The sequence below is a fragment of the Rhodococcus sp. NyZ502 genome (assembly GCF_041464245.1).
Lineage (GTDB): Bacteria > Actinomycetota > Actinomycetes > Mycobacteriales > Mycobacteriaceae > Rhodococcus_F > Rhodococcus_F qingshengii.
Map to the genome: position 1 here is coordinate 6187814 of NZ_CP167155.1, position 22384 is coordinate 6210197.

Here is a 22384-nt window from a genome sequence, read left to right on the forward strand (position 1 = left end):
CGATCAGGTCCTGTCCATCACGTCGAGACCGAAAGCCAGGGCGAGGTTTTCCGGTTGCAGCACGGTGTCCGGGTCGGAATGCACCAGGACCTTGCGCATGAGCAGTACCGCCTCGTCGCAGAGTTTCGGCACAGCGTGGAGATCGTGGGTCGAGACCAAGATCGACCGGCCGTCGGAAGCCAACTCTCGTAGCAGCGTAGAAATCGTTGCCTCGGAACGCTTGTCGACGCCCGCAAACGGCTCGTCCAGCAACAGTATCGACGCGTCCTGCGCGATGCCGCGTGCGACGAACGCGCGCTTCTTCTGACCACCCGAGAGCTGACCGATCTGACGATCCGCAAATTCGGTGAGTTCCACCCGCTCGAGGGCCTCTGCCACCGCCTCGCGATCTGCACGCCGCGGACGTCGCAAGAATCCGAGGTGGCCGTACCTGCCCATCATCACGACGTCACGGACGCTGATCGGGAAGGTCCAGTCGACGTCTTCACTCTGCGGCACGTATCCGACGCGGCCGCTCTTGCGCGCAGTGGCTGCGTCGAGACCGGCGATTCTGACAGAACCGTTGTCCGGCTTGATCATCCCCATGATCACTTTGAACAGAGTCGACTTTCCTGAACCGTTCATACCGATCAGTCCGCAGACGCTACCCGAGTTCAACGTCAGATCGACGTGGTCCAGTGCGTGGACCTCGCCGTAGTGAACACTGACGTCTTCGACGCGAATGGCTTCGTTCATGATTTACCGCCGGTCAGACCGCCGAGGATGACGTCGGTGTCGTGGCGAATCATGTCCAGGTAGGTGGGCACGGGACCGTCGGCTTCGGACAGCGAATCGACGTACAGCGTTCCGCCGAACTTCGCACCGGTCGCCCCGACAACCTGCTGCATGGGGGCATCCGAGACCGTCGACTCACAGAAGACGGCGGGAACGGAATTGGCTCGGACGAAGTCGATCGCGGCGATAATCTGCTGCGGCGTCGCCTGCTGCTCGGCATTGACCGGCCAGATATACGCCTCGCTGAGTCCCGCGTCCCTGGCCAGATAGGAGAACGCACCCTCGCAACTGACAAGTGCGCGCTGACCTGCGGGCAATGCCGCCAGGCCGCTGACCAGGCCATCCTGCACTGCTTGCAGTTCCGCTTTGTACTTCGCGCCGTTCTCCGCAAATGCCGAGGCGTTGTCCGGGTCGAGGTCGCTGAAAGCAGTCACCATGTTGTCGACGTAGATCTGTGTATTCAGCGGAGACATCCATGCATGCGGATTGGGCTTGCCCGCATACGCGTCGCCGGCGATCGGAATGCCTTCGACGCCGTCGCTGACCACGACGTGTGGCACGTCCAGTCCGTTGACGAATTTCGCGAACCACGCCTCGAGGTTCATGCCGTTGTCGAGGATCAGATCGGCTTCGCTCGCCCGCCGAATGTCTCCGGGCGTCGGCTCGTAGCCGTGAATTTCGGCCCCCGCCTTGGTGATCGACTCGACGCGAAGATGATCGCCGGCAACGTTCTGGGCGATGTCCGACAGCACGGTGAACGTGGTGAGCACCACCGGGCGGTCGTCGTCGGAGCCAGAACTCACCGCAGAACAGCTGGACAGAAGCAGGGCGGCGAGGGCGGCAATTCCCAGGCGGCGGAAGTTCTTCGCGTCGCGTGTCGTCATGGTCGAACTCTAATATGTGGGTAAACAAATACACAAGTTCGTATGGCCGAACAATCCTCACTCGATAGGCTCGCACCATGCGTCCTACTGCTTTGATCACCGGTTCCAGTCGCGGCCTCGGAGCTGCCATCGCACGCGAACTGGCGCCGACACACGACCTGCTGCTCGGTGCACGATCCGCACAGGCCCTCGAGCCGATCTGCGCCGAACTGCCCGGATCGACGCCCCTACCCCTCGACCTCACGGACTACGACGCCGTCGCCGCCGCCGCCTCGTCCATCACGACGCTCGACGTGCTGGTACACAACGCCGGCGTGGCCGACATCGGAACCATCGAGGAATCCTCGGTCGATCAGTGGCGACGCACCCTCGAGGCAAACGTCATCGCCGTCGCCGAACTCACGCGGGTTCTCCTGCCCGCGCTTCGTGCGGCTGGAGGTCACGTCGTGCTGATCAATTCGGGTGCCGGACTGCGCGCCAACGCCGGTTGGGGCTCGTATGCGGCCAGCAAGTTCGCCCTGCGCGCTTTCGGAGATGCGTTGCGCCTGGAAGAGCCGGCACTTCGGGTCACCTCCATTCACCCCGGACGGATCGACACCGACATGCAGCGCGACATCGTCGCGGGTGAGGGCGACGAGTACGACCCGGAGCGCTTCCTGAAAGCCTCCACTGTGGCGCGTGCCGTACTCACTGCCGTCGAAACACCGTCCGACGCACACCCCACGGAGATCGTGCTTCGACCTACCGGCCGGTAAATCCCCAGTTCGGCGGTAACGGAATGGTGACGATGGCAATCCGGATATCGCTTTTCCGGGCACTGGCCCGATACTGACATCAGTTGTCGGACAAAGAGACTGGACTTGTCTCAGGAGTTCATCGAGAGGTGGTGTGCGATGCATGATCATACGGATACATGGGGGATCCCCAGCCAGACTTTCCTTCAGTGGTACCTGGTGGCGGCTGCCGTCGCGATCGGACTCTCGCTGTACAGCCGAATGACTGCGCGCCGGTCACCGGTGGTCGTCGACGCTGTCCGTCGGCCGCTCACTCCTCCCGAGATCGGTGCCTTGACCAGTGACTACCAAGCGGTGCTGGCGTCGATGGCTATTCTGCGCAGCGCCGAGCTGATCAGCACCGAAGGCAAGACCAAGCTGGCACTCACTGCGGAGGACAAGAATCGTCTCGACTGGTTCACCCGTACGGTGCACAAGCGGCTCGGCAACGGAAAGGTCCCGCTGCGGCAGGTGCGTCTGATGGGACGGCTGAACGTCGCACTCGCACAACTACGTACGACGTTGATCGACGAGGGATATTTGCAACGCCAGCAGGACGGTCTGACCGCTGCCCTTCGGACCGTTCCGATCGTGGCGGTCATTGCTCTCGGCGTAGTCCGTCTCGTCGCCGGAATCGCCGGCGGTAAGCCGGTCGGGTTCCTGCTCCTCGCCATCATCGTTCTCGCTCTGATGATTCCACTTCTTCGCATCAAGCGTCGTCGGACAGCTTTGGGAGACAGCGAGCTTCGACGCCTCAAGCACGAAAACTCGTACCTCTCACCGAAACTGCGGCCCGCGTACACGAGCTACGGTCCCTCGCTCGCCGGGCTGTCGGCGGCGCTCTTCGGTGCGGGCGCTCTGGTTCTGATCGATCCGGCGCTGGCGGGAGCGGTAGCTGCGGGCGCCGCGTACAGCCCGGGTGGCGGAAGTTCGAGCTACTACAGTTGTGGCTCCTCATCCGGCTCGGACGGCGGTGGCGGCAGTGGGAGCAGTTGCGGCGGCGGGGGGTGTGGGGGATGAGCACGCATGCAGCCGACACGTGGGGGATCCCCAGCGAGGATTTCCTCTACGGCTACATAGCCGTTTCGGCCACGCTCATGGTTCTCACTCTGGGGTGGCGTCTGATGATCCGGGCACGCCGGCACGGGTACTCAACCGAGCACGGGTATTCCGCCGAGCAACTGACGCCTCCGGAAGTCGGAATGCTCACCGGCGAGTCACGCGCCATCGCAGCATCATTGGCAATCCTGCGTCGCGCTGACCTGATCACCACCGACGGCGCTGTCCTGCGCCCGTTGGGCCCTGGCGACGAGACCCTGGACTGGTACACCCTCACCGTGTACCAGCGCCTGGCCCAGCAGGCTCTACCCCATCGTCGGCGCCAACTCGCCGAGCGTATGACGGTGGAAACAGCTCGCCTACGAAACTCTTTGGCGGACCGGGGATACCTGACCTCCGACAGCACCAGGCGTTCAATCTTTCTCTCCACAGTTCCGCTGAAGATCCTGGTGGCCGTGGGTATCGTCCGCATTGCTTTCGGACTGCACAACGACAAGCCCGTCGAGTTTCTGATTCTCGCCGTACTCGTCACCGGGTTCAGCATCCCGCTGCTCGGGCTCAACTTCGATCGAACCACCTCTGGCAAGGCGGCACGTTCGGAATTGACCACGGCACACGCCTACCTGTCCCCGCGCAACAAGCCTGCCTTCTCCGCCTACGGACCGCGTTTGGCGGGAATGTCCGCTGCTCTCTTCGCCGGTTCGGCGATGCTGATGATCAATCCCGCCTTGGCCTCCGCCGCCGGAATCGGTGCCGACGGCAGCGGAAGTAGCGGGGGTTCGGACGGTGGCGGTTCAGACGGGGGAGGCGGCAGCTGCAGCGGGGGTGGCGGATGTGGCGGCGGCGGTGGATGCGGGGGATAGCCGCGCCCGGGCGAGCATAAGCGCTGCGGCCTCGGTAGTGATGCCACGTTCCTCGCTCAACGAGTACACCTCGTCCAAGGTTCGACCGATCCCGCGGGTTCGTTCGACGACGTCGTCTTCGTTCCACCCCAAGACTTCTCGCCCCACGAGGTGAAAGGCTCCGCCTGCGTTCGCGACGAAATCAGGGGCACAGAGAACCCCGCGGTCTCGCAGAACCTCACCGGCAGCGGCATCGGTCAAGATGTTGTTTGCTGCGCCCGCCACGGCCATAGTCGGAATCGACGCAGCCGCTGCGGAATCAATGATGCCTCCCATCGCGCAGGGGGCAAAGAGGTCACACGGTGTTCGGAGGACCTCGCCGGCAGGAACGACCGTGTGCCCCGCGAGAGAAGCCGCCTCGAGGCGCTGCGGGTCCGTATCGGCAACCAGCAGACGTGCGCCAACCTGCGCTGCGAGACGGACGACGTCGCCGCCGACGGCGCCGAGCCCCTGTACCAGTACCGTTCGGCCGTCGAGTGTTCCGAGTCCTCGGCGACGCGCCGTGGCCTTCATCGCTTCGAACACACCCAGAGCGGTGGCGTGCGCGCTGGAACCGGCGCCACCGTTGCCGACCGAACGCCCGAAGACGTATTTGGTGGTGCGGCTGAGCTGATCCATGTCGGAAGAGTTGGTGTTGACGTCAGGACCAGTCCAGTAGTTTCCTTCGAGCTTGTCGATGTTCTCGGCGTGGATGTCGAGGATACGGGTCCAGGTTGCGGCGTCGATCTGATTGCGCGGTGCAGGTAGCGCTATTACCGACTTCCCGCCACCCATCGGCAGATCGGAGACCGCCATCTTCAAAGTCATTGCGCCGGCCAGCTTCCCGGCGTCCGCCAATGCGTGACCGATGGAGGGATAGTGAGCGGCCCGCGTGCCACCCGACGCCGGTCCCAGACGGGTGGAGTCGATTCGAATCACGAAAGTCGTGCCGGTCTCCCGATCATGGCGTGTGACGGTCAGTTCACCGTCCCAGCGCAGTTCGTCGTCGATACTCATTGAATCTCCTTTTCTGTCTCCGGGTCAGTTGTGGGCGTGCAGTGGTGTTCCCGCGAGTGCGAGCATGGCCTCGCCCAACGCTTCGTTCTGACTGGGGTGCGCGTGGATGAAACGCCCCACTTCATCGGGAAGTGCTTCCCAGGCAACGGCCAACTGCGCCTCACCGATCAGTTCGCCGACGCGGTCTCCCACCAGGTGAACTCCGACAACAGGGCCTTTCGTTCCGCTTCGAATCACTTTGATTCCGCCGGTAGTTCGCAGGATCTGACTCTTGCCGTTACCTGCCAGGTCGTAGATGACGGTGGAGACGTCGGCGTACTGCGTGCGCGCCGCCTCTTCGTCGAGTCCGATCGATGCAACTTCGGGATGTGAGTACGTCACGCGAGGAATCAGGTGTTCGGCGACCGGTATCGGATCCTTGCCGGCAATCTGTTCGGCCACAAAGATTCCTTGTTGGAAACCTCGGTGCGCCAACGCAAGACCGGGCACGATGTCGCCGACCGCGTACACACCGTCCACGGACGTACGGAGGCGTTCGTCGGTGACGACAAATCCCTTGTCGAGGCTGATTCCGTTTTCTTCGAAACCGTCACCGTCCGTGCGAGGTCCGCGGCCGACGGCGACCAACAGTAGGTCGGTGTCGAGTTTCGTTCCGTCGCTTAGTTCGATGCGGACGGAATCGGCTGCTTCTTTCGCGAAATCGACCTTTGTGTCTGTCTTACAGACGATTCCACGTTTCCGGTATGCCCGCTCCAGCTGCTTCGACGACCACGGATCCTCGGCGGCGATCAGTCGGGGGAGTGCCTCGACGATCGTTACTTCGGCGCCGAACGAGCGCCAGAGGCTTGCGAACTCGACGCCGATGACACCGCCACCGAGTACCGTTGCGCTGGTGGGCACCCGGTCGAGTTCGAGTGCCTGGTCGCTGGTGACGATCCGTCGGCCGAGTTCGATGCCGGGGAGTTCCCGCGGATACGAGCCGGTGGCCAGAACGAGTGATGTTCCGGTGTAGCGGGTTCCGTCGACGTCGATGCTTCGCCCACCGACATACGTCCCGTATCCGTTGACGATGGTGATCTTGTGTTGCGCCAACAAGCCTTGCAGACCGCTGTACAGCCGCTCGACTGTCCCGTTCTTGTAGTCGTGCACCTGCGCGACGTCGATGCCGGCAAAAGATGCCCGGACACCGAATTGCTCACTGGTGCGTGCCGAATCGGCCACCTCGGCGGAATGCAGCAGTGCCTTGGTCGGGATGCATCCGCGGTGCAGGCACGTTCCGCCGACCTTGTCCGCTTCGATCAGCGTGACCGACAATCCGAGTTGAGCGGCGCGGATGGCGCAGGCATAGCCGCCCGATCCTCCACCGAGGATCACGACGTCGCTGTGGGGTTCTGCAGTTGTCATCAGAGCCTTCCCAGGACGCGGATCGGGTTCTCGATGTAGTCACCGAACAGCCTGAGGAATCCGCCGGCCTCGCCCCCGTCACAGACGCGGTGGTCGAAGCTCAACGAGATCTGAGTGACCTTACGAACGGTCAACTCGCCGTTCACGACCCACGGCTTGTCGATGATGCGTCCGATCCCCAGAATTGCCGCCTCGGGGTGATTGATGATCGGAGTCGATCCGTCGACCCCGAATACCCCGTAGTTGTTGAGCGTGAACGTGCCGCCGGTCAGGCGGGCGGGTTCGAGCTTGCCGTCGCGGGCAAGGTCGGTGGTCACCCGAAGTGCCTGTGCGAGTTCGGCAGTGCTCAGCGAATCGGCATTACGAATGACCGGTACCATCAATCCCTTCGGTGTCTGCGCGGCGATCCCCAGGTGGGTGCGGGCGTGTCGAACGATCTCGCCTCGAGCAGTATCGACCGACGAGTTCAGTTCGGGGTACTGCGCCAACGCCGCGATGGTCAGCCGAGCCAGGAGCGCCATCAGGCTGATCTTGTCGGAATCGGGCAGTGACTTGTTGATCACGGCACGCGCCGCCAACAGTTCGGTGGCGTCGACGTCAACCCAGGTTGTTGCGTCCGGGATCTCACGGCGGCTGGTGGACAGCTTGTCGGCCACCACCTTGCGTAGTCCCTTGATCGGGATGCGTTGGTCGCTCACGTGCGACGTTTCCGTCTCCGGGCCGGTGTTCGACCCGGCCTCGACGTCAGCACGCGTTATCACCCCGCCGGCACCCGACCCGGAGAGCAAGGACAGGTCGATATCGTTGTCAAAGGCCAGTTTACGAACGATTGGTGAGATCACGCGTACCGACGGAGCCGCTCTGCGGCGGCGCAGAGGTGCATCCTCGCTGGTGCCGTAGCCGATCAGGACGTTGCCCGAACCGGCGCGTTCCTCTTCGCGGTAGCGCTCGTGGTTGGCCGAAACGACCGCGTCGACACTCTCGCCACCACTCACAGTGATCAGCGGTGTGCCCACCTTCAGGGTGTCTCCGTCTTTGCCGTGTAGTTCGATCACGGTCCCGGCGAACGGGATGGGCACATCCACAGCAGCTTTCGCAGTTTCCACCTCGACGACGATCTGATCGATGGTGACCACGTCGCCTACCTTGACGTGCCACTCCGCGATGTCGGCCTCCGCCAGTCCTTCGCCGAGGTCGGGGAGCATGAAAACCTGATTGCTCATGCCGTCACCGCCCAACGGGTGTCCGGGGCGTCGTTCCACTGCAGACGGTCGACGGCGTCCAGGACCCGGTCGATGCTGGGCAGGTGGTGACGCTCGAGCTTGGGAGCGGGGTAGGGGATGTCGAAGCCGTTGACCCGGAGCACCGGGGCATGGAGATGGTGGAAACACCGTTCCTGCACGCGGGCAGCAATTTCTGCACCCACACCGGCAAAACCCTGCGCTTCCTGGATAACGATGCAGCGTCCGGTCTTTCGCACCGATGCGGTGACCGTCTCGTCGTCGAACGGCACTATCGAGCGGATGTCGATCACCTCGATGTCCCGGCCCTCGGCTGCAGCGGCCTCGGCGGACCTCAGTGCAACATCCACGGACGGACCGTAGGCGATGAGCGTCGCGTCACGACCGGGGCGACGGACGACGGCGCGACCGATCGGCTCACGTGCGGTCAGTTCGACATCTGCTCGCGCGAAGTACAGCTTCTTGGGCTCGAGGAAGATCACGGGGTCGGGGTCCTCGATTGCCGAACGTAGCAGCGAGTACGCATCTTCCACCGTGGACGGCGCCACAACCTTCAGTCCGGGTGTGTGCGCGTAGTAGCCCTCACTGGAATCACAATGATGCTCCACCCCGCCAATACCGCCGGCAAAAGGAACACGAATGACTATCGGAATCGACAGCGCACCCTTGGTGCGGTTGCGGATCTTCGCCACATGGGAGGCGATCTGCTCGAACGCCGGATAGGCAAACGCGTCGAACTGCATTTCCACGACCGGACGAAAACCGGCCATGGCCATGCCGATTGCGAATCCGATGATGCCGGACTCGGCGAGGGGAGTGTCGAAGCATCGGTCGTCGCCGAAGTCGCGGGTGAGGCCGTCGGTGACGCGGAAAACGCCGCCCAGGGTGCCGACGTCCTCACCGAAGACGACAACGTTGTCGTCCGCAGCCAGAGAGTCGCGTAGCGCGGTGTTGAGGGCCTGAGCCATCGTGAGCATGGGCATGGTCAGTGTCCCCCTGTGTCAGCGGCTTCGGCGGCAAGTTCGGTTTCGAGTTGGGCTTGTTGCTCACGCAATTGCGGTGTCTGCTCGGCGAAGACGTACCGGAACAGATCGAGCGGATCGTGCGGGCGGTCGACGTTCATGCCGGCGCGTAGTGTGGCGGCCTCTGCTTCTGCCTCTGCGGTCAGTGATTCCACGAACGCGTCGTCGATCAGATCGTTTGCGCGCAGATACTTTTCGAGACGCGGCAACGGATCTCGCCCGAGCCAGGCTTCCACCTCGGCGCTGTCGCGGTAGCGGGTGGCGTCGTCGGCATTGGTATGTGCGTCGATGCGATAAGTGTGTGCCTCGACGATCACCGGTCCGTTTCCGCTGCGGACGAAGCGTGCCGCCTCGTCCATGACGGCCAGCATCGCAACGGGATCGTTGCCGTCGACCTGCTCGCTGCCGATCCCGTAGCCGACGCCCTTATGCGCCAACGTCGGTGCTGCACTTTGACGTGACAACGGCACGCTGATCGCAAATCCGTTGTTCTGCACCAGAAAGATCACCGGCGCTTTGAAGACGGCGGCGAAGTTCAGCGCTTCGTGGAAATCACCCTCACTGGTGGCCCCGTCACCACAGAGCGCCAAGGCGACGGTGTTCAAGCCCCGTCGAGACTCCCCGTAGGCCACCCCCGCTGCATGCAGCAATTGCGTTGCCAGCGGGGTGCACTGCGGCGCACTGCGCAGTGCGACCGGGTCGTATCCGCAGTGCCAGTCGCCGGCGAGCATGCTCAGAATCTGCACCGGATCGACACCCCGGGCGGCCAACGCCATCGAATCCCGGTAGGTGGGGAAGAGCCAGTCACTCGGCTCCAGACTCATCGCTGCCGCGATCTGACATGCCTCCTGCCCTCGCGAGGACGGATACACGGCCAGGCGCCCCTGTTTGGTCAGCGCCGTCGCCTGCTGGTCGAAACGCCTGCCCAGGAACATCTTTCGATACATCGCGATCAGGCGATCGTCGCTCGGTTTTGCGTAGCGGGCCTCGCTGCGCGTCAGTTCTCCGGCAGGGTCGAGGTACTGCACCGCAGAATCGGCCGGCAGGAACTTCTGATACCGCAGTTCCCCCAAGGGTTCGACAAGTGTCACTTCTACCTCCAGAAGACGTTGTGTCCATCAGTATTCGCACTTCGGCGACGTAATGGCAGCAAGCGTCGAGGATTCAAGACAAACGGCCTATCATGAGGATTCGGGCAGCAATATGTCCATCAACCGACTCGACTACCGAACCAGGAATGGACAGATGGCCACCGAACCGCACGCTCTCGATGCGATCGACCGTCGCATCATCGCCGAGCTGGTCGCAGACAGTCGCATCTCCATGCGTGCACTGGCCGAGAAGGCGCACATATCCCGCGCTCACGCCTACGTCCGCATCGAAAGGCTCGAGGACGCCGGAATCATCACCGGATTCACGACGCGGATCGCCCACGAGAAGGCCGGACTCGGCTCCTCGGCATACGTTGCACTCTCGATCAGGCAGCACTCGTGGCGAGGTCTGGCGGCGTCCTTGAAGGCCCTGCCGTTTGTCGAGCACTTCTCCCTCCTCGGCGGCGACTTCGACGTTCTGGTGCTGGTCCGTGCCCCGGACAACCAGGAACTACGCCACACCGTTCTCGAAGAACTCCAGGGACTCGACGGGGTTCTCTCGACCAAAACGTGGCTGATCTTCGAAGAAGGCAACGGTCCGGGACCCAACTGGTTGCCCGGCTGATCCGTCTATAGTCGCCGTTAGCAGTTGCACACGGGAGGTGACTCGAATGACCCTGCACGGCCTGGGAATCGGTTGGCGCCCCGAGGTCTCCGGAATCATCGCGCAACTCGACGGCCTGGCATTCTGCGAAGTCATTGCCGAATCCGTCGGAAACGAGATACCGCCGCACCTCGGCTCGCTCGGAGTTCCGGTGATCCCGCACGGAATCTCGCTCTCACTTGGCGGGGCCGAGGCGGTAGATCAGGCACGGATCGATCACCTTGCGCGTGCATCCCAGCTACTGGGCGCCCCCTTGGCGAGCGAGCACATCGCATTCGTGCGTGCAGGCGGCATCGAGGCCGGCCACCTGCTCCCACTTCCGCGCACCTACGAAGCCGTCGACGCCCTGGTACGCAACATCACCCGGACTCAGGACGGTCTACCGGTGCCGTTCGCCGTCGAAAACGTTGCCGCCCTGTTCGACTGGCCGGACGACGAGTTGACCGAAGGGGAGTTTCTCGCGGAGATCGTCGAGCGCACCGGAGCCCTGCTGGTTCTCGACATCGCGAACGTCTATGCCAATGCCCTCAACCGCGGGCGTGATCCCTGGGCCGAGCTGAGCCGGCTACCACTCGAGCGAATCGCATACTGCCACATCGCCGGTGGCAGCATCAGCGACGGCAAATACCACGACACGCACACCGATCCGGTACCCGAAGCCGTGCTGGAACTCCTTGCGCAGTTCACCGCCGCCGGTCACCATCCTGCCATCATGCTCGAGCGCGACGGAAACTATCCGCCGGCACTGGAATTGCTCGACGAGCTCGATGCCATCGCCGACGCAGCTGGTCTGGATCGCATCACCGCGGGCACCGATTGGTCACGCACATGAGCACGCTCGGTGAGCGTCAAGAGGCGCTGATTCGCGCACTGGTGGCGGGTGGCGAACTGCCCGAAGGCTTCGACAAAGACGAAGCCGCCGTTGTCTCGGCGGCGCTGCTCCGAAAGCGCGCAGGAGAAGTGGCGCACCACCTTCCGGTCGTGCGCCACACTCTCGGCGATCGTTATCTTCAGTTGTTCACAGCGTGGGCGGACGGACGACCGAAGTCGTCTTCGCATGCGGATGCCCAGGCCTTTGTCGCCCATCTCCAGGACATCGGCGAACTGCCTCGCCCACCCTGGTATCAGAGGTTTCGAAAGGTCTCACGCAAGTGAGACAACAGCTTCGCTGGTGTACATGAGGAACGTCATCGATTCCTGGAAGTACAGCTCGACGGAGTTCGCATCGTGCGAGAGATAGCCGATGGACAGGTCCTGGCCGAGGTGCAATTCGTAGTCACCGCCACGCGTCGACAGCAGGAAAGCGCCGTCGATGGCCGGGGCCCAGATGATCTCGCCGTCGAGGACGCGTCGCAGGTGCTCGCGGATGGGGTAGCCGTGATCGGAGGTCTCGTTGATCGCGGTGAACGCATCTGCATTCAGGAGCAGTGAGTACGGTCCGTTGACACCGGCCAAGCGCAGCGACGTGATCGCCTGGCTGATGGCTTCCGGGTAGTCCTTGGCGTCGATGGGTAGCTTCAGTTCCGGGTTGGAACCGCTGGCCCGCACGCCGGTGATGCTGGCTGCGGGGTATCCCTCGAAGATGGCGCGGTCCTCGGCGAACGCGATCTGCTTGGCCGCGTCCTTGACGGGCTGCCAGTCGGAGTCCTTGGCGCCGCGTTCGACGTCGTCGATGGCCTGACGGCTGACGGTGAAAGGGACCCGCAGTTCGATGATCGGCTGGGACTGACGAGCATGTGCGATGACGCCGTCGGCCAAGGGATTGATCGGCACCTGATGCCCGAGTGGGATGGCCGCGAGATCGTCACCCGACGGTCCCTCCACATCCACGACACGACGACCGGCGACGTGACGCTTGAAGGTACGGCTCGCCTCTTCTTCGATCTCGGCCCAGGCTGCTGCCGAAATGGGTGCTAGGTCGCGGTGCAGGTTTGTCATTGCTGGGCACTCCTTTTGAGGCTGCCGATTCCGAGAGAACCGTCAGAGATGGGCGCTGTGAACGTCGCTTCGGGAACGAGCCTGGTCGGCAAGTCCGGGGGATCGTCGAGAAAGTCCGCCGTCGGAACGAAGAAATTGATTCCGGTGACGGCGGTGGAGAAATCGAGAATGCGGTCGTAATTGCCGACGGGATTCCCGATGAACATGTTGGTGAGCATCTGCTCGGTGACCGTAGGCGACGCCGAGTAACCGATGAAATAGGTACCCATCTCAGCGGAACCGACGTGGCCGAACGGCATGTTGTCCCGCAGAATCTGGATCTGCTCACCGGATTCGTCCTCGATGACGGTGAGTGCGGTGTGGGAGTTGGCCGGCTTGGTGTCGTCGTCCATCTCGAGATCTTCGAGCTTGGAGCGTCCGATGACGTTCTCCTGCTCCTCGACGGGCAGGGAGTTCCACTCCGACATGTCGTGGAGGTACTTCTGGACGATGACGTAACTGCTGCCTGCGAAATCCGGATCCTCGTCACCGACGGTGACCGCGACGTAAGCGGCCTGCCCGGACGGGTTCTCGGTACCGTCGACAAAACCCATGAGGTCGCGTTGCTCGAAATACTTGAACCCGTGGACCTCGTCGATCACCGACGCGGCCCCGGCCAACCTGTTGGTCACGACCGTGGCGAACTCGAAGCACAGGTCCATCTGACGGGCCCGGATGTGAAACAACAGATCGCCCGGCGTGCGCGGGGCGTGGTGTTTGTCACCGGTCAACTCGACGAACGGATGCAATTCCGCCGGCCGTGGACCGTCGAAAAGTCGGTCCCACGCATCCGAACCGATGCCTACGACGGCAGCCAAGCCACCGGCGGGAACCCGGAATCCGATCGAGCGTTGCAGCCCGGAAATATCCGCCAGAACGTCGTGAACTGCCTGCTCACCACCCTCGCCGATGGTGAAAACCAGGAAGATCGCAGCTTCCGTGAGCGGGGTCAGCAACGGCTGCGGTATCGCGGGAAGGGCCACTTCGGCCTCGTCGATCTCACTCGTTTCCGCCATGCAGACCAGTATGGACGATTCCGGCAGTCCCGGCATCAGTAGTGGGTAAGTCGCGTCAGGGTGTCGCGTCAGGGGGTTGCGGCCTGGGCGCCCGCGTCGAAGCCGGCCGGAATCTCGAAGATCTTTCCGTCGAACCCGGCGCGGTAGAGATGCCCGGCCGCGAAACCGGAATTGCCACGCCCGTAGGTCAACACACTCGACGCTTGCAGTCCGCTGGTGAGCGAGCAGTACTGGCCGGGTCCGTCGATCCGCCACACCTCACCACTGATGTCCGTGGGAACAATTGCGCGATCTCGCGAGTCCAAGGTCAAACCATCTGGGGCAGAGAAGGTTTCGAAACCACCGAGATCGACCAACGACTCCGAATATCCCGGATTGTCCACGGAGATGCGGCTGACACCCGGGTTTGCGAACGTGCGCGAAACGTAGAGCCAGCGATTATCGGCGCTCAGGGCAGCGCCGTTTGCACTCGGGAAGGTTGCCCACGCCGGGTCGACGGAACCATTCGGGCTGACCTTTCCGATCAGCGAACCGAAATCGTTGGTGGCGTAGATCGTCCCGTCGTGCGCGACGGCAAGGCCGTTTGCAGCGCTCAGACCACCGGCTATCGGCGTCACGGCGCCCGAGTTCACGTCGACCCGCGCGACCGACGCAGCCCGCCTCAGATCGCCGATCAGAACACTTGCGTTTGCTCCGGTACCCACCAGCAGTGAACCGTCCGGGCTCCACGCGAGTGCGCCCGCACCGCCGGGAACCGTCGCGATCGGAACTGCGGCCTGACCAGGCCCGTCGACGCGGAAGATCCGCCCACTCACCAGGTCGGTCGTATACAGGCGCCCTTGCCCGTCCACCGTGACACCCTCGAGGGCCGCACCCGGAATCTGGGCGCTGAGTATGGCGGGTGACGATCCAGGGCAAGGCGGAGCGGCGGCGGCACCGGACACGCCCAGAGCCAGAAGCGAACCGGCAACAAGAGCACCGGTGATACCTACCCGAATACCGCGATCGAAGATCCTGGTGCGCATCTGCGCAACGCTAGACCTTCGGCCCGATTTCGCCTAGAGCGACCGAAGGAAAGAGATCAAAAGTTCATTGACCTCGGCAGCGTGTTCTTGTTGTACGAAGTGCCCCGCACCGCCGAGGAGATGTACACCCCGCAGGTCGGGGACGGTGTCCTTCATTCGGTCCAATGCCTTGGGACCGCTCATCGCGATGACCGGGTCTTCCGCGCCCGCAACGAAGAGCGTCGGGACCTCGATGTGCGCTCCGTCCAGATCCGCGCTGCGTTCCCAATTGGCGTCATACGCTCGGTACCAGTTCAAGCCACCGGTGAAACCTGTTGCAGTAAAGGCCTTTACATAGGCATCCAAATCATCCTCGGTGAACCACGACCACGGCAACGCCGGCGCCTCGGGAAGTACGTCGAGATAGCCGTTTCCTTCGGAGGGGTTCTTCCACACATCGAGGTACCGGTAGGCCCCGGACAAGGCGTGGAAGAGCCGCTGAAGGAATTCACGTGGACGGGCGTCGAGTTCGCGCTCCGCGACACCCGGTTCCTGAAAATAGTGAATGTGCAGAAAGTGCTTTCGCGCCAAGGCGGCGTAGATCGTCGAGGGCTTGGCCGGGAATCTGTCCGGCGCATAGGGAACCGCCAAGGAGACCAGTCCCGCAACGCGATCGGGGTGACGAAGCGTTGTCGTCCACGCGACCGGAGCGCCGAAATCGTGTCCGACGAACACCGCTTTGTCGATTCCGAGAGCGTCGAGTAGGTCGATCAGCCGGTTCGCGACGGCGTCGTTGGTGTAGTCCTCGATCGCGTCGGGGCGGGTAGTGCCGCCGTAACCGGGCATGTCGAGTGCAATCGACCGAAAACCCGCTTCCGCCAACGCTGCCGACTGATGGCGATAGCTGTATCCGAGGCCGGGAAAGCCGTGGCACATGACCACAGCTGTCCCGGAACCGGAATCGTCGATCTGCCAACGGAATCCGTCGACGTCGATCGTCTTGACCGTCATGTCAGGCGGTGATCATGTCTTCCTGGTTCCAGAATGCGCGCATCGACAGGATCTTTCCGTCGTCGTCGAAGGTCATGACGTCGATGGGTGCGATGGTCAGGGTCTGCTCGCCGAGCTTGGTGATCAGCGAGAAGTGGAATGCCGCTTCGTTTCCGGCGATGCGGAGGGTCTGAAGGTGAGCTTCCTGGTCGAAATTCTCGATCACGGAGTAGAACTCGAGAATGGACTCGCGGGTGGTGCGCACGTCGGTACCAACCGGGTCTTCGACCGTTGCACCCTCTGCGTACAGGGCCACAACCTGGGCAGCAGTGCCCGTCGCAACGGTCTCGATGTAGGCGTCGACGGTCTTGCGGATTACCTCTGCGGACGGTGCCATGGTCTACCCCTCGTAGTTAGAACAGGTTCTAATTCTGAGGATAACCTACGACTCTGTTCCACGGGTCAGCTTTCGAGCACCTTGCGCAGGCGAGCCTTCTTCCGGTTCTCCCGCACGATCCAGACGACATCGGTGTCGTCCGACGCCCCCAGGGAGACGAATGCCGGCAGGGCATTCTCCGGATCCGCCGCAACCGCGACACTCCAGCAGTATCCAAGCGCCTGCCGGAGAGTCCGTGTGTCGGCCTCGCGACGAGAATCAGCTGGTTGCGAGACGATCCACTCGGTAGCGTCTCGGCACACCTGAACGGCCAGCGCAGCGTTGGTCTTGTCCTTCAGCAACCGTGGCTCGCAGATCCCCGCAGCCGCTGCGCGCAGCGTCAATGGATGAGCGGAGCGTGACCACTGCTCGATGATCGCCCGCAATAATTGCGGATCCGTGTCGCCTATCGCCTGAACGGCCATCGCGGCAGCTTCACGTGCACGCCACGACGCACTGGTGGTTGCCTCCGTCAGACTGTTCAGAACAGCCTTGTCGCGTGAACGAACAAGGATGAATCCGAGCCCGACGATCCCACAGCAGCGGATGTATTCGTCCTCGGACTCCGCCGCCAGCAGGATGTCGTCGTCATCGGCGCCGCGCGCGAACTCGAGCATGAGCCCAAGGTTCGCGCGCGGGCCGGGCAATCCTGAACGCTCCGTCAGGTAACTCCACAGTTCATCGCCGTCCAGATCCGCGAACGTCATGGGAGTCCTGCTTTCTCGAGTGCGGGTGCACCCATCATTTCACCGAAAGCCCTCTCACGACGGGAGTTCGAAGCTCACTTGCTTCCGTCGTCGCGCATAGAGGAATCCACCGACAAACGCGAGCACCAGCACCCCGGTCATCACCACGGCCAGAATGTTGCCGCCCAGTAGGAGCGGAAGGTTTCCGGCAATAGCGATCGCGAATCCGATCAGCCCGACAAGGCCCAAGCTCGGGGCAAGTTTGGTGTGCCAGAATCGCTGATCGACCTTCGTACGATGAAAGAAGACGAGCACCGCAAGGCACGTGAGCAACATGAGAGCCACGATCCCCACCGTTGCAACGCCGGCGAACCACGCGAAGATCTGTGTCACCGGATCCAGACCGATGACGATGCAAGCTCCGAGAAGTACCAAAGCACAGCAGGATTGCACCACTGACGCGATGTGCGGCGAACCATGCACGCGGTGCGTCCGCCCACCTGCGCCCGGCAGAACGCCGGTGTTCGACAGAACGAAGATGTATCTGGCCAAGACATTGTGGAGAGACAGAACTGCGGCAAAGAGACTGGACACCAACAGAATTTGAATCAGGTGGGCTGTCACCGTTCCGGCAAAGTCGGTGGCAGTGGTGATCAGCATGCCGTCGGGGTCAGTACCCGCAATGTCCACTGCACCCTTGTCGCCCCAGGCTGTCACAACCGCCCAACTGGAGAGAGCGTAGAAGCCGCCGATGAGGATCAAGGCGGCGTATGTCGCTCGCGGGATAGTCCGCGCGGGATCCTTCGCTTCGTCACGGAAGATCGCCGTCGACTCGAACCCGATGTAACCGGCAAGCGCGAATACCAATGCGACGCCGGGGGATCCGGAGAATATTTCCGACGGAGAGAACATTGCTGTCGACGGGCCTTCCGGACCACCGTCGGCGATGATGAAAGCGTCGAGTACGACTACGATCCCGACCTCTGCGATCAACAGGATGCCGAGCACCTTGCCCGACAATTCGATATGACGAAATCCGAGGACGGCTACCAGAGCCAACGAGGCGAGCGAGAAGATCCACCACGGCACCTCCGGACCACCGTAGGAGGTGATCAACGAACTCATTGCCGGGCCGAGGTAGCCGTATACGGCCAATTGCACTGTGCTGTAACTGACGAGGGCCAACATCGCACTGCCGACGCCGGCACCACGGCCGAGACCATGTCCGATGTAGAGATAGAACGCTCCGGTTCCCGGGATGTAACGCGACATCGCGGTGAACCCGACGGCGAAGAGCAGAAGTACACCGGTTGTCACGGCGAAGGTCATGGGGAAGCCCGCACCGTTGCCACCGGAAATACCCAGCGGCACAAGACCACTGATCACAGTCAGGGGAGCAGCTGCGGCAACGACCATGAGGACTATCGAGCCGGTACCCAGCGAGCCTCGAAGAGTTCGGTCATCGCCGGATGCATCACGTGAAGCATTGACGGAAGTATGGGTCATACGGGCGATGTTAGAACCATTGAAGTCGATTCGGGACCCAATTCACAAAACTTTTACTTGCGAAAAACGGGACGAACCGTCCGTTCGTCGCGCTCCCGTCAGCCTTCTTCCTGCAGCGCCAAGCGTTTGAGCTCGTCTTTTGCGTGCAGAATGTGACGTTCCATTGCCTCCGCCGCGCGAGCGCTGTCGCCCCGCTTGATCGCCTCGAAGATTTCCTTGTGCTCCACCCTCGAAGCCTCGACCTGGTCTTCGAACACGAGATGATCGACGGGGACGAACATTTCGCCGCGAGCCTCGACCACAGCGGCCTCCAACCTGCTGTTTCCCGCCGCTCTGGCGATACCGCCGTGGAACCTGGCGTCACAAGCCCGGAACGATCCCCGACTTCCGGAAACCCCCAATTGCTCAATGGATTCGAGCAACTCGAGAAGATGACGATCGGTTCGCCGGACCGCCGCGAGGCTTGCCGTGCGCATTTCCAATCCGATACGGAGGTCGACGATCTCGTCTATGTCTGCTTCTCGCGCTTTCAACTGGCCAACCCAGTCTTCATAAGGCCTGGTCAACTCCGAAACGAACGATCCGCCCGTGGCTCCTCGCCGCACCTCGATGTATCCCATCGCCTGAAGGATTCGGACCGCTTCTCGCACACTGACTCGACCGACTTCGAGTTGCTGAGACAGTTCACGCTCGGATGGCAGGCGATCACCGGGGCTGAGCGCGCCGCTGTGAATGAGCAGTCGCAAGCGTCGAGCGATATCCTCCCCCAACGTCGGTGCACTGACCATGAATTCGATGGCCGGCAGCTTGTCGATCTGCACGTCTCGTACCCCCTACTCGGTGCCTGGACCGACACTTACGCTTCGTCTTGACCTACGAAATCGAACGCTCCCATTCGCAACTGTCCTTGAATAGATACAGCAGCGCGCGGCACTTCGAACCCGTTACCCCGACTTTACAAGCCAAACTCTAGCGAAAAGCCATTCAATGGTTCTATGCTCGCTCCTATGACCCAATTTACGATGACGGCGGAGGCACTCCCCGCCATGCCCCTGATCGGAGTCACCGGCCGCGTCGACCGCGGCGGGCCGTCACTACCCAACGTCGTCGGCGACGCGTTGATGGAAATGTTCTTCACCGATTTTCCCTCGAAAATCCGCGCTGCCGGTGGTCAACCGATCCTGCTGAGCATCCACAGTGATCCGCGCCGAATCGTCGAGCATCTCGATGCCCTCGTCCTCAGCGGTGGTTCCGACGTGGACCCCAGGCGATACGGCCGCACCCCCGGACCAAACTCCTCGATGATCGACCCCGCTCGGGACGAATTCGAGTTCGCCCTGGTCGATGCAGCCTGGGAAATCGGACTGCCGATCCTGGGAGTGTGCCGAGGACACCAGGTCGTCAACGTCGCCCGCGGGGGCACTCTGATTGCCGACCTTCCGACCGACGCCGGTGAGGCACACAGCTTCTTCGGTTATCCGCGTTCGTACCGACCGCAACAGGTCGCTCTGGAATCCGGTTCCGTCCCACACAGTCTGTTCGGCAACAGCATTCACGTGAACAGCCTTCACCACCAAGCCGTGGACACCCCGGGGAGCGGGCTTCGGATCGTCGGACGCGCGCTCGACGGCGTCGCCGAAGCCATCCAGGCCGCCGATCGCCCCGTGGTGGGCGTGCAGTGGCACCCCGAATTCTTCGTCGAAATCGACCCGCTCTTCTCGTGGCTCGTCGACGCTGCAACCTCCCGTCGGACCAATTCTTCTCACCAGATCGATCATCACAGAATGGAAGACAACAATGTCACGTACGCATGAGAACAAGGTTGCCCTGATCACCGGTGCAGGCTCCGGAATCGGCCGCGGCATCGCGCTGCGCCTCGCCTCCGACGGTGCCCGCGTCGCGGTCGTGGACCTTCACATCGAAAGTGCAAAGGAGACCGTCGCACTTATCGAATCGCAGTACGGCACACCCGCGCTCGCCCTTGAGGCCGATGTGCGCGACCGCGCCGCCGTGAGCGCCGCTTTCGAAGCCACCGTCGCCGAATGGGGACGCTTCGACTACCTCGTCAACAACGCCGGCCTGATCACGATGAGTTCTCTCGAGAACCTCACCGACGAAGAGTGGGACCTCGTCCTCGACGTCAATCTCAAAGGCATGTTCATCGTCACGCAGATCGCCACCCCGTACTTCCGCGACGGCAACAGCGGCGCTGTGGTGAACTTGTCGACGGTGGAAGCGGACGTGGTCGTGTCCTCCCAGGGCTTCGCACAGGTCCACTACAACGCGTCGAAGGGTGGAGTGAAGATGCTGACGAAGGCTCTGGCCGTCGAACTCTCGCGGTACAACGTACGAGTCAACGCGATCGCCCCCGGGCCGGTCCCCACCGCCTTCCTGCCTGGCATCGACGTCTCCTCCGGCGAAGTTCTCGACTTCATGAAGTCCAGACTCCTGGTGCCGCGCGTCGGCCGCCCCGAGGACATGGGTGCTGCAGTCTCCTTCCTGCTCTCCGACGACGCCTCCTACATCAGTGGAGTCCAGCTGCCCGTCGACGGCGGATGGCTTGCCCGATGAAAGGCCGGCTCACCACGGCCGAGCTCGCCGAGTCCGACATCGACACCGTCCTCATCGCCGGTATCGACCTCTACGGACGGTTGATCGGCAAACGAGTCCCGACGCGAATTTTCCTCGCGAACATCGACGAGGGCCTGCATGTGTGCACCTGTGTGTATGCCTGGGATGCCAGCCAACGCATGGACAAACTCGTTGTCGACTACGCCGGCGGACACACCGGCTGGCATGACTTCCGCCTGCAACCTGACCTGGGAACACTGCGACGCGCGTCGTGGCTCGAGTCCACTGCCATCGTCATCGCTGACTCGGTCGACGAACATACCGGCGAGATGGTCCCGATCGCACCGCGCACGATCCTGCGCAAACAGATCGACAAGCTCGAAGCTGACGGCCACACCGTCTACGCGGCAACGGAACTCGAGTTCCACCTCTACCGAGGTACCCCCGACGCATTGCGGCGCAGCGGCTATCGGGATCTCGAACCCACCACCCTGGTGCCCTCGGATTACACCATCACCGCCGGCAACGCGATGGAACCTTTCTTCCGCAAGGTACGAACCGCGTTGGAGGAGAGCGCGATTCCCGTGGAGGTCTCTCAGGTCGAATACGGCCTGGGCCAGTGGGAGATCAACCTCGAATACGGAACCGCCCTCGAGATGGCCGACCGCCATGTGCTATTCAAGCAGGTCGTCCACGACGTCGCTGCGGCAGAAGGGCTCACTGCTACCTTCATGGCACGTCCGAGCACCGACGGCATGGGCTCGTCGTGTCATATTCACGCGTCCATGCGGAGCGACGACACCTTCCCATTCCACGACGAAAGCGCAGAAAACACCGCGAGCGCCGAACTGCTGCACGCCGTCGGCGGAGTTCTCGAGCACTGCCCGGAACTCATGCTGTTCTACACGCCGACCATCAACTCGATGCGCCGCACCAGAGCCAGCCACGATTTCTCGGGGAACGGCTTGACCTGGGGTTTCGACAACAGGACCACCACCTGCCGACTCATCACCGGTGCACCGTCCGCCAACCGTCTCGAAATGAGACTGCCAGGGGCGGACGCAAATCCGTATCTCGCACTCGCCGCCGTTCTGGCGTCGATGAACGACGGTCTGACACGAAAGCTCGATCCCGGCGCACCGGTACGACGCGACGGGTACAGCGACACAGACACACTCGAGAAGGTGAAGCAACAACCGCTGCCCGGCACACTCGACGAAGCGGCGCGTGCGCTCGAGGCCAGTGAGTTCGCACTCGCGGCGTTCGGCGCCGACGTCGTATCGCACTATGCGGCAGTCGCCAAGGACGAATGGGATTCCTTCATGTCCGCGGTCACCGACTGGGAACGCGAACGCTACCTCGACAACATCTGACCTACAAACGATTTC

Annotated in this window: 24 protein-coding genes; 9 read left to right on the forward strand and 15 right to left on the reverse strand. The window is 62.6% G+C overall.

All coding sequences use genetic code 11. From position 1 onward, the window contains the following. Nucleotides 1-3 precede the first annotated feature (3 nt). Together ACBG85_RS28680 and ACBG85_RS28685 are read right to left on the reverse strand one after the other, a co-directional pair. Nucleotides 4-735 (reverse strand): metal ABC transporter ATP-binding protein, encoded by a 732-nt coding sequence (locus tag ACBG85_RS28680; protein WP_372025693.1) that lies wholly within the window; start codon nucleotides 733-735, stop codon nucleotides 4-6. Further along, nucleotides 732-1658 carry a metal ABC transporter substrate-binding protein gene (locus tag ACBG85_RS28685; protein ID WP_047272640.1) on the reverse strand — a complete coding sequence of 309 codons (927 nt, stop codon included), beginning with the start codon at nucleotides 1656-1658 and terminating at the stop codon, nucleotides 732-734. The genes ACBG85_RS28680 and ACBG85_RS28685 overlap by 4 nt, the downstream gene beginning before the upstream one ends. Nucleotides 1659-1735: 77 nt before the next feature. Here ACBG85_RS28685 and ACBG85_RS28690 point away from each other — a divergent pair, with 77 nt between their 5' ends. The 3 genes from ACBG85_RS28690 (at nucleotide 1736) to ACBG85_RS28700 (ending at nucleotide 4353) form a co-directional block, all read left to right on the forward strand. Further along, nucleotides 1736-2413: an SDR family oxidoreductase gene (locus ACBG85_RS28690; RefSeq protein WP_007729052.1), complete on the forward strand. Its 678-nt coding sequence runs from the start codon at nucleotides 1736-1738 to the stop codon at nucleotides 2411-2413. A gap of 138 nt (nucleotides 2414-2551) precedes the next feature. After that, the gene (locus ACBG85_RS28695; protein ID WP_372025695.1) at nucleotides 2552-3451 is read left to right on the forward strand and encodes a TIGR04222 domain-containing membrane protein; all 900 of its coding nucleotides are present in this window, start codon (nucleotides 2552-2554) and stop codon (nucleotides 3449-3451) included. Then, the gene (locus ACBG85_RS28700) at nucleotides 3448-4353 is read left to right on the forward strand and encodes a TIGR04222 domain-containing membrane protein (protein ID WP_372025697.1); all 906 of its coding nucleotides are present in this window, start codon (nucleotides 3448-3450) and stop codon (nucleotides 4351-4353) included. Before ACBG85_RS28695 ends, ACBG85_RS28700 begins: the two co-directional genes overlap by 4 nt. On the opposite strand, the gene ACBG85_RS28705 is transcribed toward ACBG85_RS28700, so the two are convergent. The 5 genes from ACBG85_RS28705 to pdhA are packed head-to-tail and all read right to left on the reverse strand — an operon-like array spanning nucleotide 4285 to nucleotide 10146. Then, complete coding sequence (locus ACBG85_RS28705; RefSeq protein WP_372025699.1) at nucleotides 4285-5388, reverse strand: Glu/Leu/Phe/Val dehydrogenase dimerization domain-containing protein; 1104 nt, start codon at nucleotides 5386-5388, stop codon at nucleotides 4285-4287. The two genes, ACBG85_RS28700 and ACBG85_RS28705, sit on opposite strands and share 69 nt — an antisense overlap. 24 nt (nucleotides 5389-5412) lie before the next feature. Further along, entirely contained in the window at nucleotides 5413-6792 is a 1380-nt protein-coding gene (lpdA, locus tag ACBG85_RS28710) for a dihydrolipoyl dehydrogenase (protein WP_372025701.1), read from the reverse strand. Next, nucleotides 6792-8015, reverse strand: coding sequence for a dihydrolipoamide acetyltransferase family protein (locus ACBG85_RS28715; protein ID WP_372025703.1), 1224 nt, complete (start codon nucleotides 8013-8015; stop codon nucleotides 6792-6794). Before ACBG85_RS28715 ends, lpdA begins: the two co-directional genes overlap by 1 nt. Next, nucleotides 8012-9016, reverse strand: a complete 1005-nt coding sequence (locus ACBG85_RS28720) for an alpha-ketoacid dehydrogenase subunit beta (protein ID WP_151098518.1) — start codon at nucleotides 9014-9016, stop codon at nucleotides 8012-8014. Before ACBG85_RS28720 ends, ACBG85_RS28715 begins: the two co-directional genes overlap by 4 nt. A 2-nt stretch (nucleotides 9017-9018) precedes the next feature. Further along, on the reverse strand, nucleotides 9019-10146 hold the full coding sequence (gene pdhA / locus ACBG85_RS28725; protein WP_372025705.1) for a pyruvate dehydrogenase (acetyl-transferring) E1 component subunit alpha: 1128 nt from the start codon (nucleotides 10144-10146) through the stop codon (nucleotides 9019-9021). A 154-nt stretch (nucleotides 10147-10300) separates the two neighbouring features. Here pdhA and ACBG85_RS28730 point away from each other — a divergent pair, with 154 nt between their 5' ends. Genes ACBG85_RS28730 through ACBG85_RS28740 form a run of 3 tightly spaced genes read left to right on the forward strand, consistent with a single transcriptional unit; the run spans nucleotide 10301 to nucleotide 11965 of the window. Beyond that, nucleotides 10301-10771 carry an Lrp/AsnC family transcriptional regulator gene (locus ACBG85_RS28730; RefSeq protein WP_020971454.1) on the forward strand — a complete coding sequence of 157 codons (471 nt, stop codon included), beginning with the start codon at nucleotides 10301-10303 and terminating at the stop codon, nucleotides 10769-10771. A gap of 46 nt (nucleotides 10772-10817) precedes the next feature. Beyond that, entirely contained in the window at nucleotides 10818-11642 is an 825-nt protein-coding gene (locus ACBG85_RS28735; protein ID WP_007729070.1) for a DUF692 domain-containing protein, read from the forward strand. Next, a complete protein-coding gene (locus ACBG85_RS28740; protein WP_007729071.1) occupies nucleotides 11639-11965 on the forward strand; it encodes a hypothetical protein in 327 nt (108 codons plus the stop codon). The genes ACBG85_RS28735 and ACBG85_RS28740 overlap by 4 nt, the downstream gene beginning before the upstream one ends. On the opposite strand, the gene ACBG85_RS28745 is transcribed toward ACBG85_RS28740, so the two are convergent. The 8 genes from ACBG85_RS28745 to ACBG85_RS28780 all read right to left on the reverse strand — a co-directional run bounded on the left by ACBG85_RS28745 (nucleotide 11954) and on the right by ACBG85_RS28780 (nucleotide 19246). Continuing rightward, nucleotides 11954-12748, reverse strand: a complete 795-nt coding sequence (locus ACBG85_RS28745; protein ID WP_003942478.1) for a family 1 encapsulin nanocompartment shell protein — start codon at nucleotides 12746-12748, stop codon at nucleotides 11954-11956. The genes ACBG85_RS28740 and ACBG85_RS28745 overlap by 12 nt on opposite strands. After that, a complete protein-coding gene (locus ACBG85_RS28750) occupies nucleotides 12745-13803 on the reverse strand; it encodes a Dyp-type peroxidase (protein WP_372025707.1) in 1059 nt (352 codons plus the stop codon). Before ACBG85_RS28750 ends, ACBG85_RS28745 begins: the two co-directional genes overlap by 4 nt. A 68-nt stretch (nucleotides 13804-13871) precedes the next feature. After that, nucleotides 13872-14828 carry an SMP-30/gluconolactonase/LRE family protein gene (locus ACBG85_RS28755; protein WP_372025708.1) on the reverse strand — a complete coding sequence of 319 codons (957 nt, stop codon included), beginning with the start codon at nucleotides 14826-14828 and terminating at the stop codon, nucleotides 13872-13874. 33 nt (nucleotides 14829-14861) lie between these two features. Continuing rightward, complete coding sequence (locus ACBG85_RS28760) at nucleotides 14862-15818, reverse strand: alpha/beta fold hydrolase (protein ID WP_372025709.1); 957 nt, start codon at nucleotides 15816-15818, stop codon at nucleotides 14862-14864. Between the two features lies 1 nt (nucleotide 15819). Further along, a complete protein-coding gene (locus tag ACBG85_RS28765; RefSeq protein WP_003942502.1) occupies nucleotides 15820-16194 on the reverse strand; it encodes a nuclear transport factor 2 family protein in 375 nt (124 codons plus the stop codon). Between the two features lie 65 nt (nucleotides 16195-16259). Next, nucleotides 16260-16940: a hypothetical protein gene (locus ACBG85_RS28770; protein WP_372025712.1), complete on the reverse strand. Its 681-nt coding sequence runs from the start codon at nucleotides 16938-16940 to the stop codon at nucleotides 16260-16262. 54 nt (nucleotides 16941-16994) lie between these two features. Continuing rightward, complete coding sequence (locus tag ACBG85_RS28775; RefSeq protein WP_050655905.1) at nucleotides 16995-18425, reverse strand: APC family permease; 1431 nt, start codon at nucleotides 18423-18425, stop codon at nucleotides 16995-16997. 98 nt (nucleotides 18426-18523) lie between these two features. Further along, nucleotides 18524-19246 carry a FadR/GntR family transcriptional regulator gene (locus tag ACBG85_RS28780; protein ID WP_021332595.1) on the reverse strand — a complete coding sequence of 241 codons (723 nt, stop codon included), beginning with the start codon at nucleotides 19244-19246 and terminating at the stop codon, nucleotides 18524-18526. A gap of 186 nt (nucleotides 19247-19432) precedes the next feature. On the opposite strand from ACBG85_RS28780, the gene ACBG85_RS28785 reads away from it, so the two are divergent. Genes ACBG85_RS28785 through ACBG85_RS28795 form a run of 3 tightly spaced genes read left to right on the forward strand, consistent with a single transcriptional unit; the run spans nucleotide 19433 to nucleotide 22369 of the window. Then, the gene (locus ACBG85_RS28785; protein WP_230691795.1) at nucleotides 19433-20239 is read left to right on the forward strand and encodes a gamma-glutamyl-gamma-aminobutyrate hydrolase family protein; all 807 of its coding nucleotides are present in this window, start codon (nucleotides 19433-19435) and stop codon (nucleotides 20237-20239) included. After that, nucleotides 20223-20996, forward strand: coding sequence for an SDR family NAD(P)-dependent oxidoreductase (locus ACBG85_RS28790; protein WP_021332597.1), 774 nt, complete (start codon nucleotides 20223-20225; stop codon nucleotides 20994-20996). Before ACBG85_RS28785 ends, ACBG85_RS28790 begins: the two co-directional genes overlap by 17 nt. Further along, on the forward strand, nucleotides 20993-22369 hold the full coding sequence (locus ACBG85_RS28795; RefSeq protein WP_099696898.1) for a glutamine synthetase family protein: 1377 nt from the start codon (nucleotides 20993-20995) through the stop codon (nucleotides 22367-22369). The genes ACBG85_RS28790 and ACBG85_RS28795 overlap by 4 nt, the downstream gene beginning before the upstream one ends. Nucleotides 22370-22384: the final 15 nt, after the last annotated feature.

Excerpts from the sequence above, each read along its gene's own strand:
- ACBG85_RS28685 (WP_047272640.1), bottom strand. The coding sequence starts at position 1,658 with ATGACGACACGCGACGCGAAGAACTTCCGCCGCCTGGGAATTGCCGCC.
- ACBG85_RS28750 (WP_372025707.1), bottom strand. The coding sequence starts at position 13,803 with ATGGCGGAAACGAGTGAGATCGACGAGGCCGAAGTGGCCCTTCCCGCG.
- ACBG85_RS28755 (WP_372025708.1), bottom strand. The coding sequence starts at position 14,828 with ATGCGCACCAGGATCTTCGATCGCGGTATTCGGGTAGGTATCACCGGT.
- ACBG85_RS28700 (WP_372025697.1), top strand. The coding sequence starts at position 3,448 with ATGAGCACGCATGCAGCCGACACGTGGGGGATCCCCAGCGAGGATTTC.
- ACBG85_RS28770 (WP_372025712.1), bottom strand. The coding sequence starts at position 16,940 with ATGACGTTCGCGGATCTGGACGGCGATGAACTGTGGAGTTACCTGACG.
- ACBG85_RS28690 (WP_007729052.1), top strand. The coding sequence starts at position 1,736 with ATGCGTCCTACTGCTTTGATCACCGGTTCCAGTCGCGGCCTCGGAGCT.
- ACBG85_RS28715 (WP_372025703.1), bottom strand. The coding sequence starts at position 8,015 with ATGAGCAATCAGGTTTTCATGCTCCCCGACCTCGGCGAAGGACTGGCG.
- ACBG85_RS28740 (WP_007729071.1), top strand. The coding sequence starts at position 11,639 with ATGAGCACGCTCGGTGAGCGTCAAGAGGCGCTGATTCGCGCACTGGTG.
- ACBG85_RS28795 (WP_099696898.1), top strand. The coding sequence starts at position 20,993 with ATGAAAGGCCGGCTCACCACGGCCGAGCTCGCCGAGTCCGACATCGAC.
- ACBG85_RS28720 (WP_151098518.1), bottom strand. The coding sequence starts at position 9,016 with ATGCCCATGCTCACGATGGCTCAGGCCCTCAACACCGCGCTACGCGAC.
- ACBG85_RS28785 (WP_230691795.1), top strand. The coding sequence starts at position 19,433 with ATGACCCAATTTACGATGACGGCGGAGGCACTCCCCGCCATGCCCCTG.
- lpdA (WP_372025701.1), bottom strand. The coding sequence starts at position 6,792 with ATGACAACTGCAGAACCCCACAGCGACGTCGTGATCCTCGGTGGAGGA.
- ACBG85_RS28775 (WP_050655905.1), bottom strand. The coding sequence starts at position 18,425 with ATGACCCATACTTCCGTCAATGCTTCACGTGATGCATCCGGCGATGAC.
- ACBG85_RS28730 (WP_020971454.1), top strand. The coding sequence starts at position 10,301 with ATGGCCACCGAACCGCACGCTCTCGATGCGATCGACCGTCGCATCATC.
- ACBG85_RS28705 (WP_372025699.1), bottom strand. The coding sequence starts at position 5,388 with ATGAGTATCGACGACGAACTGCGCTGGGACGGTGAACTGACCGTCACA.
- ACBG85_RS28735 (WP_007729070.1), top strand. The coding sequence starts at position 10,818 with ATGACCCTGCACGGCCTGGGAATCGGTTGGCGCCCCGAGGTCTCCGGA.
- ACBG85_RS28680 (WP_372025693.1), bottom strand. The coding sequence starts at position 735 with ATGAACGAAGCCATTCGCGTCGAAGACGTCAGTGTTCACTACGGCGAG.
- ACBG85_RS28695 (WP_372025695.1), top strand. The coding sequence starts at position 2,552 with ATGCATGATCATACGGATACATGGGGGATCCCCAGCCAGACTTTCCTT.
- ACBG85_RS28745 (WP_003942478.1), bottom strand. The coding sequence starts at position 12,748 with ATGACAAACCTGCACCGCGACCTAGCACCCATTTCGGCAGCAGCCTGG.
- ACBG85_RS28790 (WP_021332597.1), top strand. The coding sequence starts at position 20,223 with ATGTCACGTACGCATGAGAACAAGGTTGCCCTGATCACCGGTGCAGGC.
- ACBG85_RS28760 (WP_372025709.1), bottom strand. The coding sequence starts at position 15,818 with ATGACGGTCAAGACGATCGACGTCGACGGATTCCGTTGGCAGATCGAC.
- ACBG85_RS28765 (WP_003942502.1), bottom strand. The coding sequence starts at position 16,194 with ATGGCACCGTCCGCAGAGGTAATCCGCAAGACCGTCGACGCCTACATC.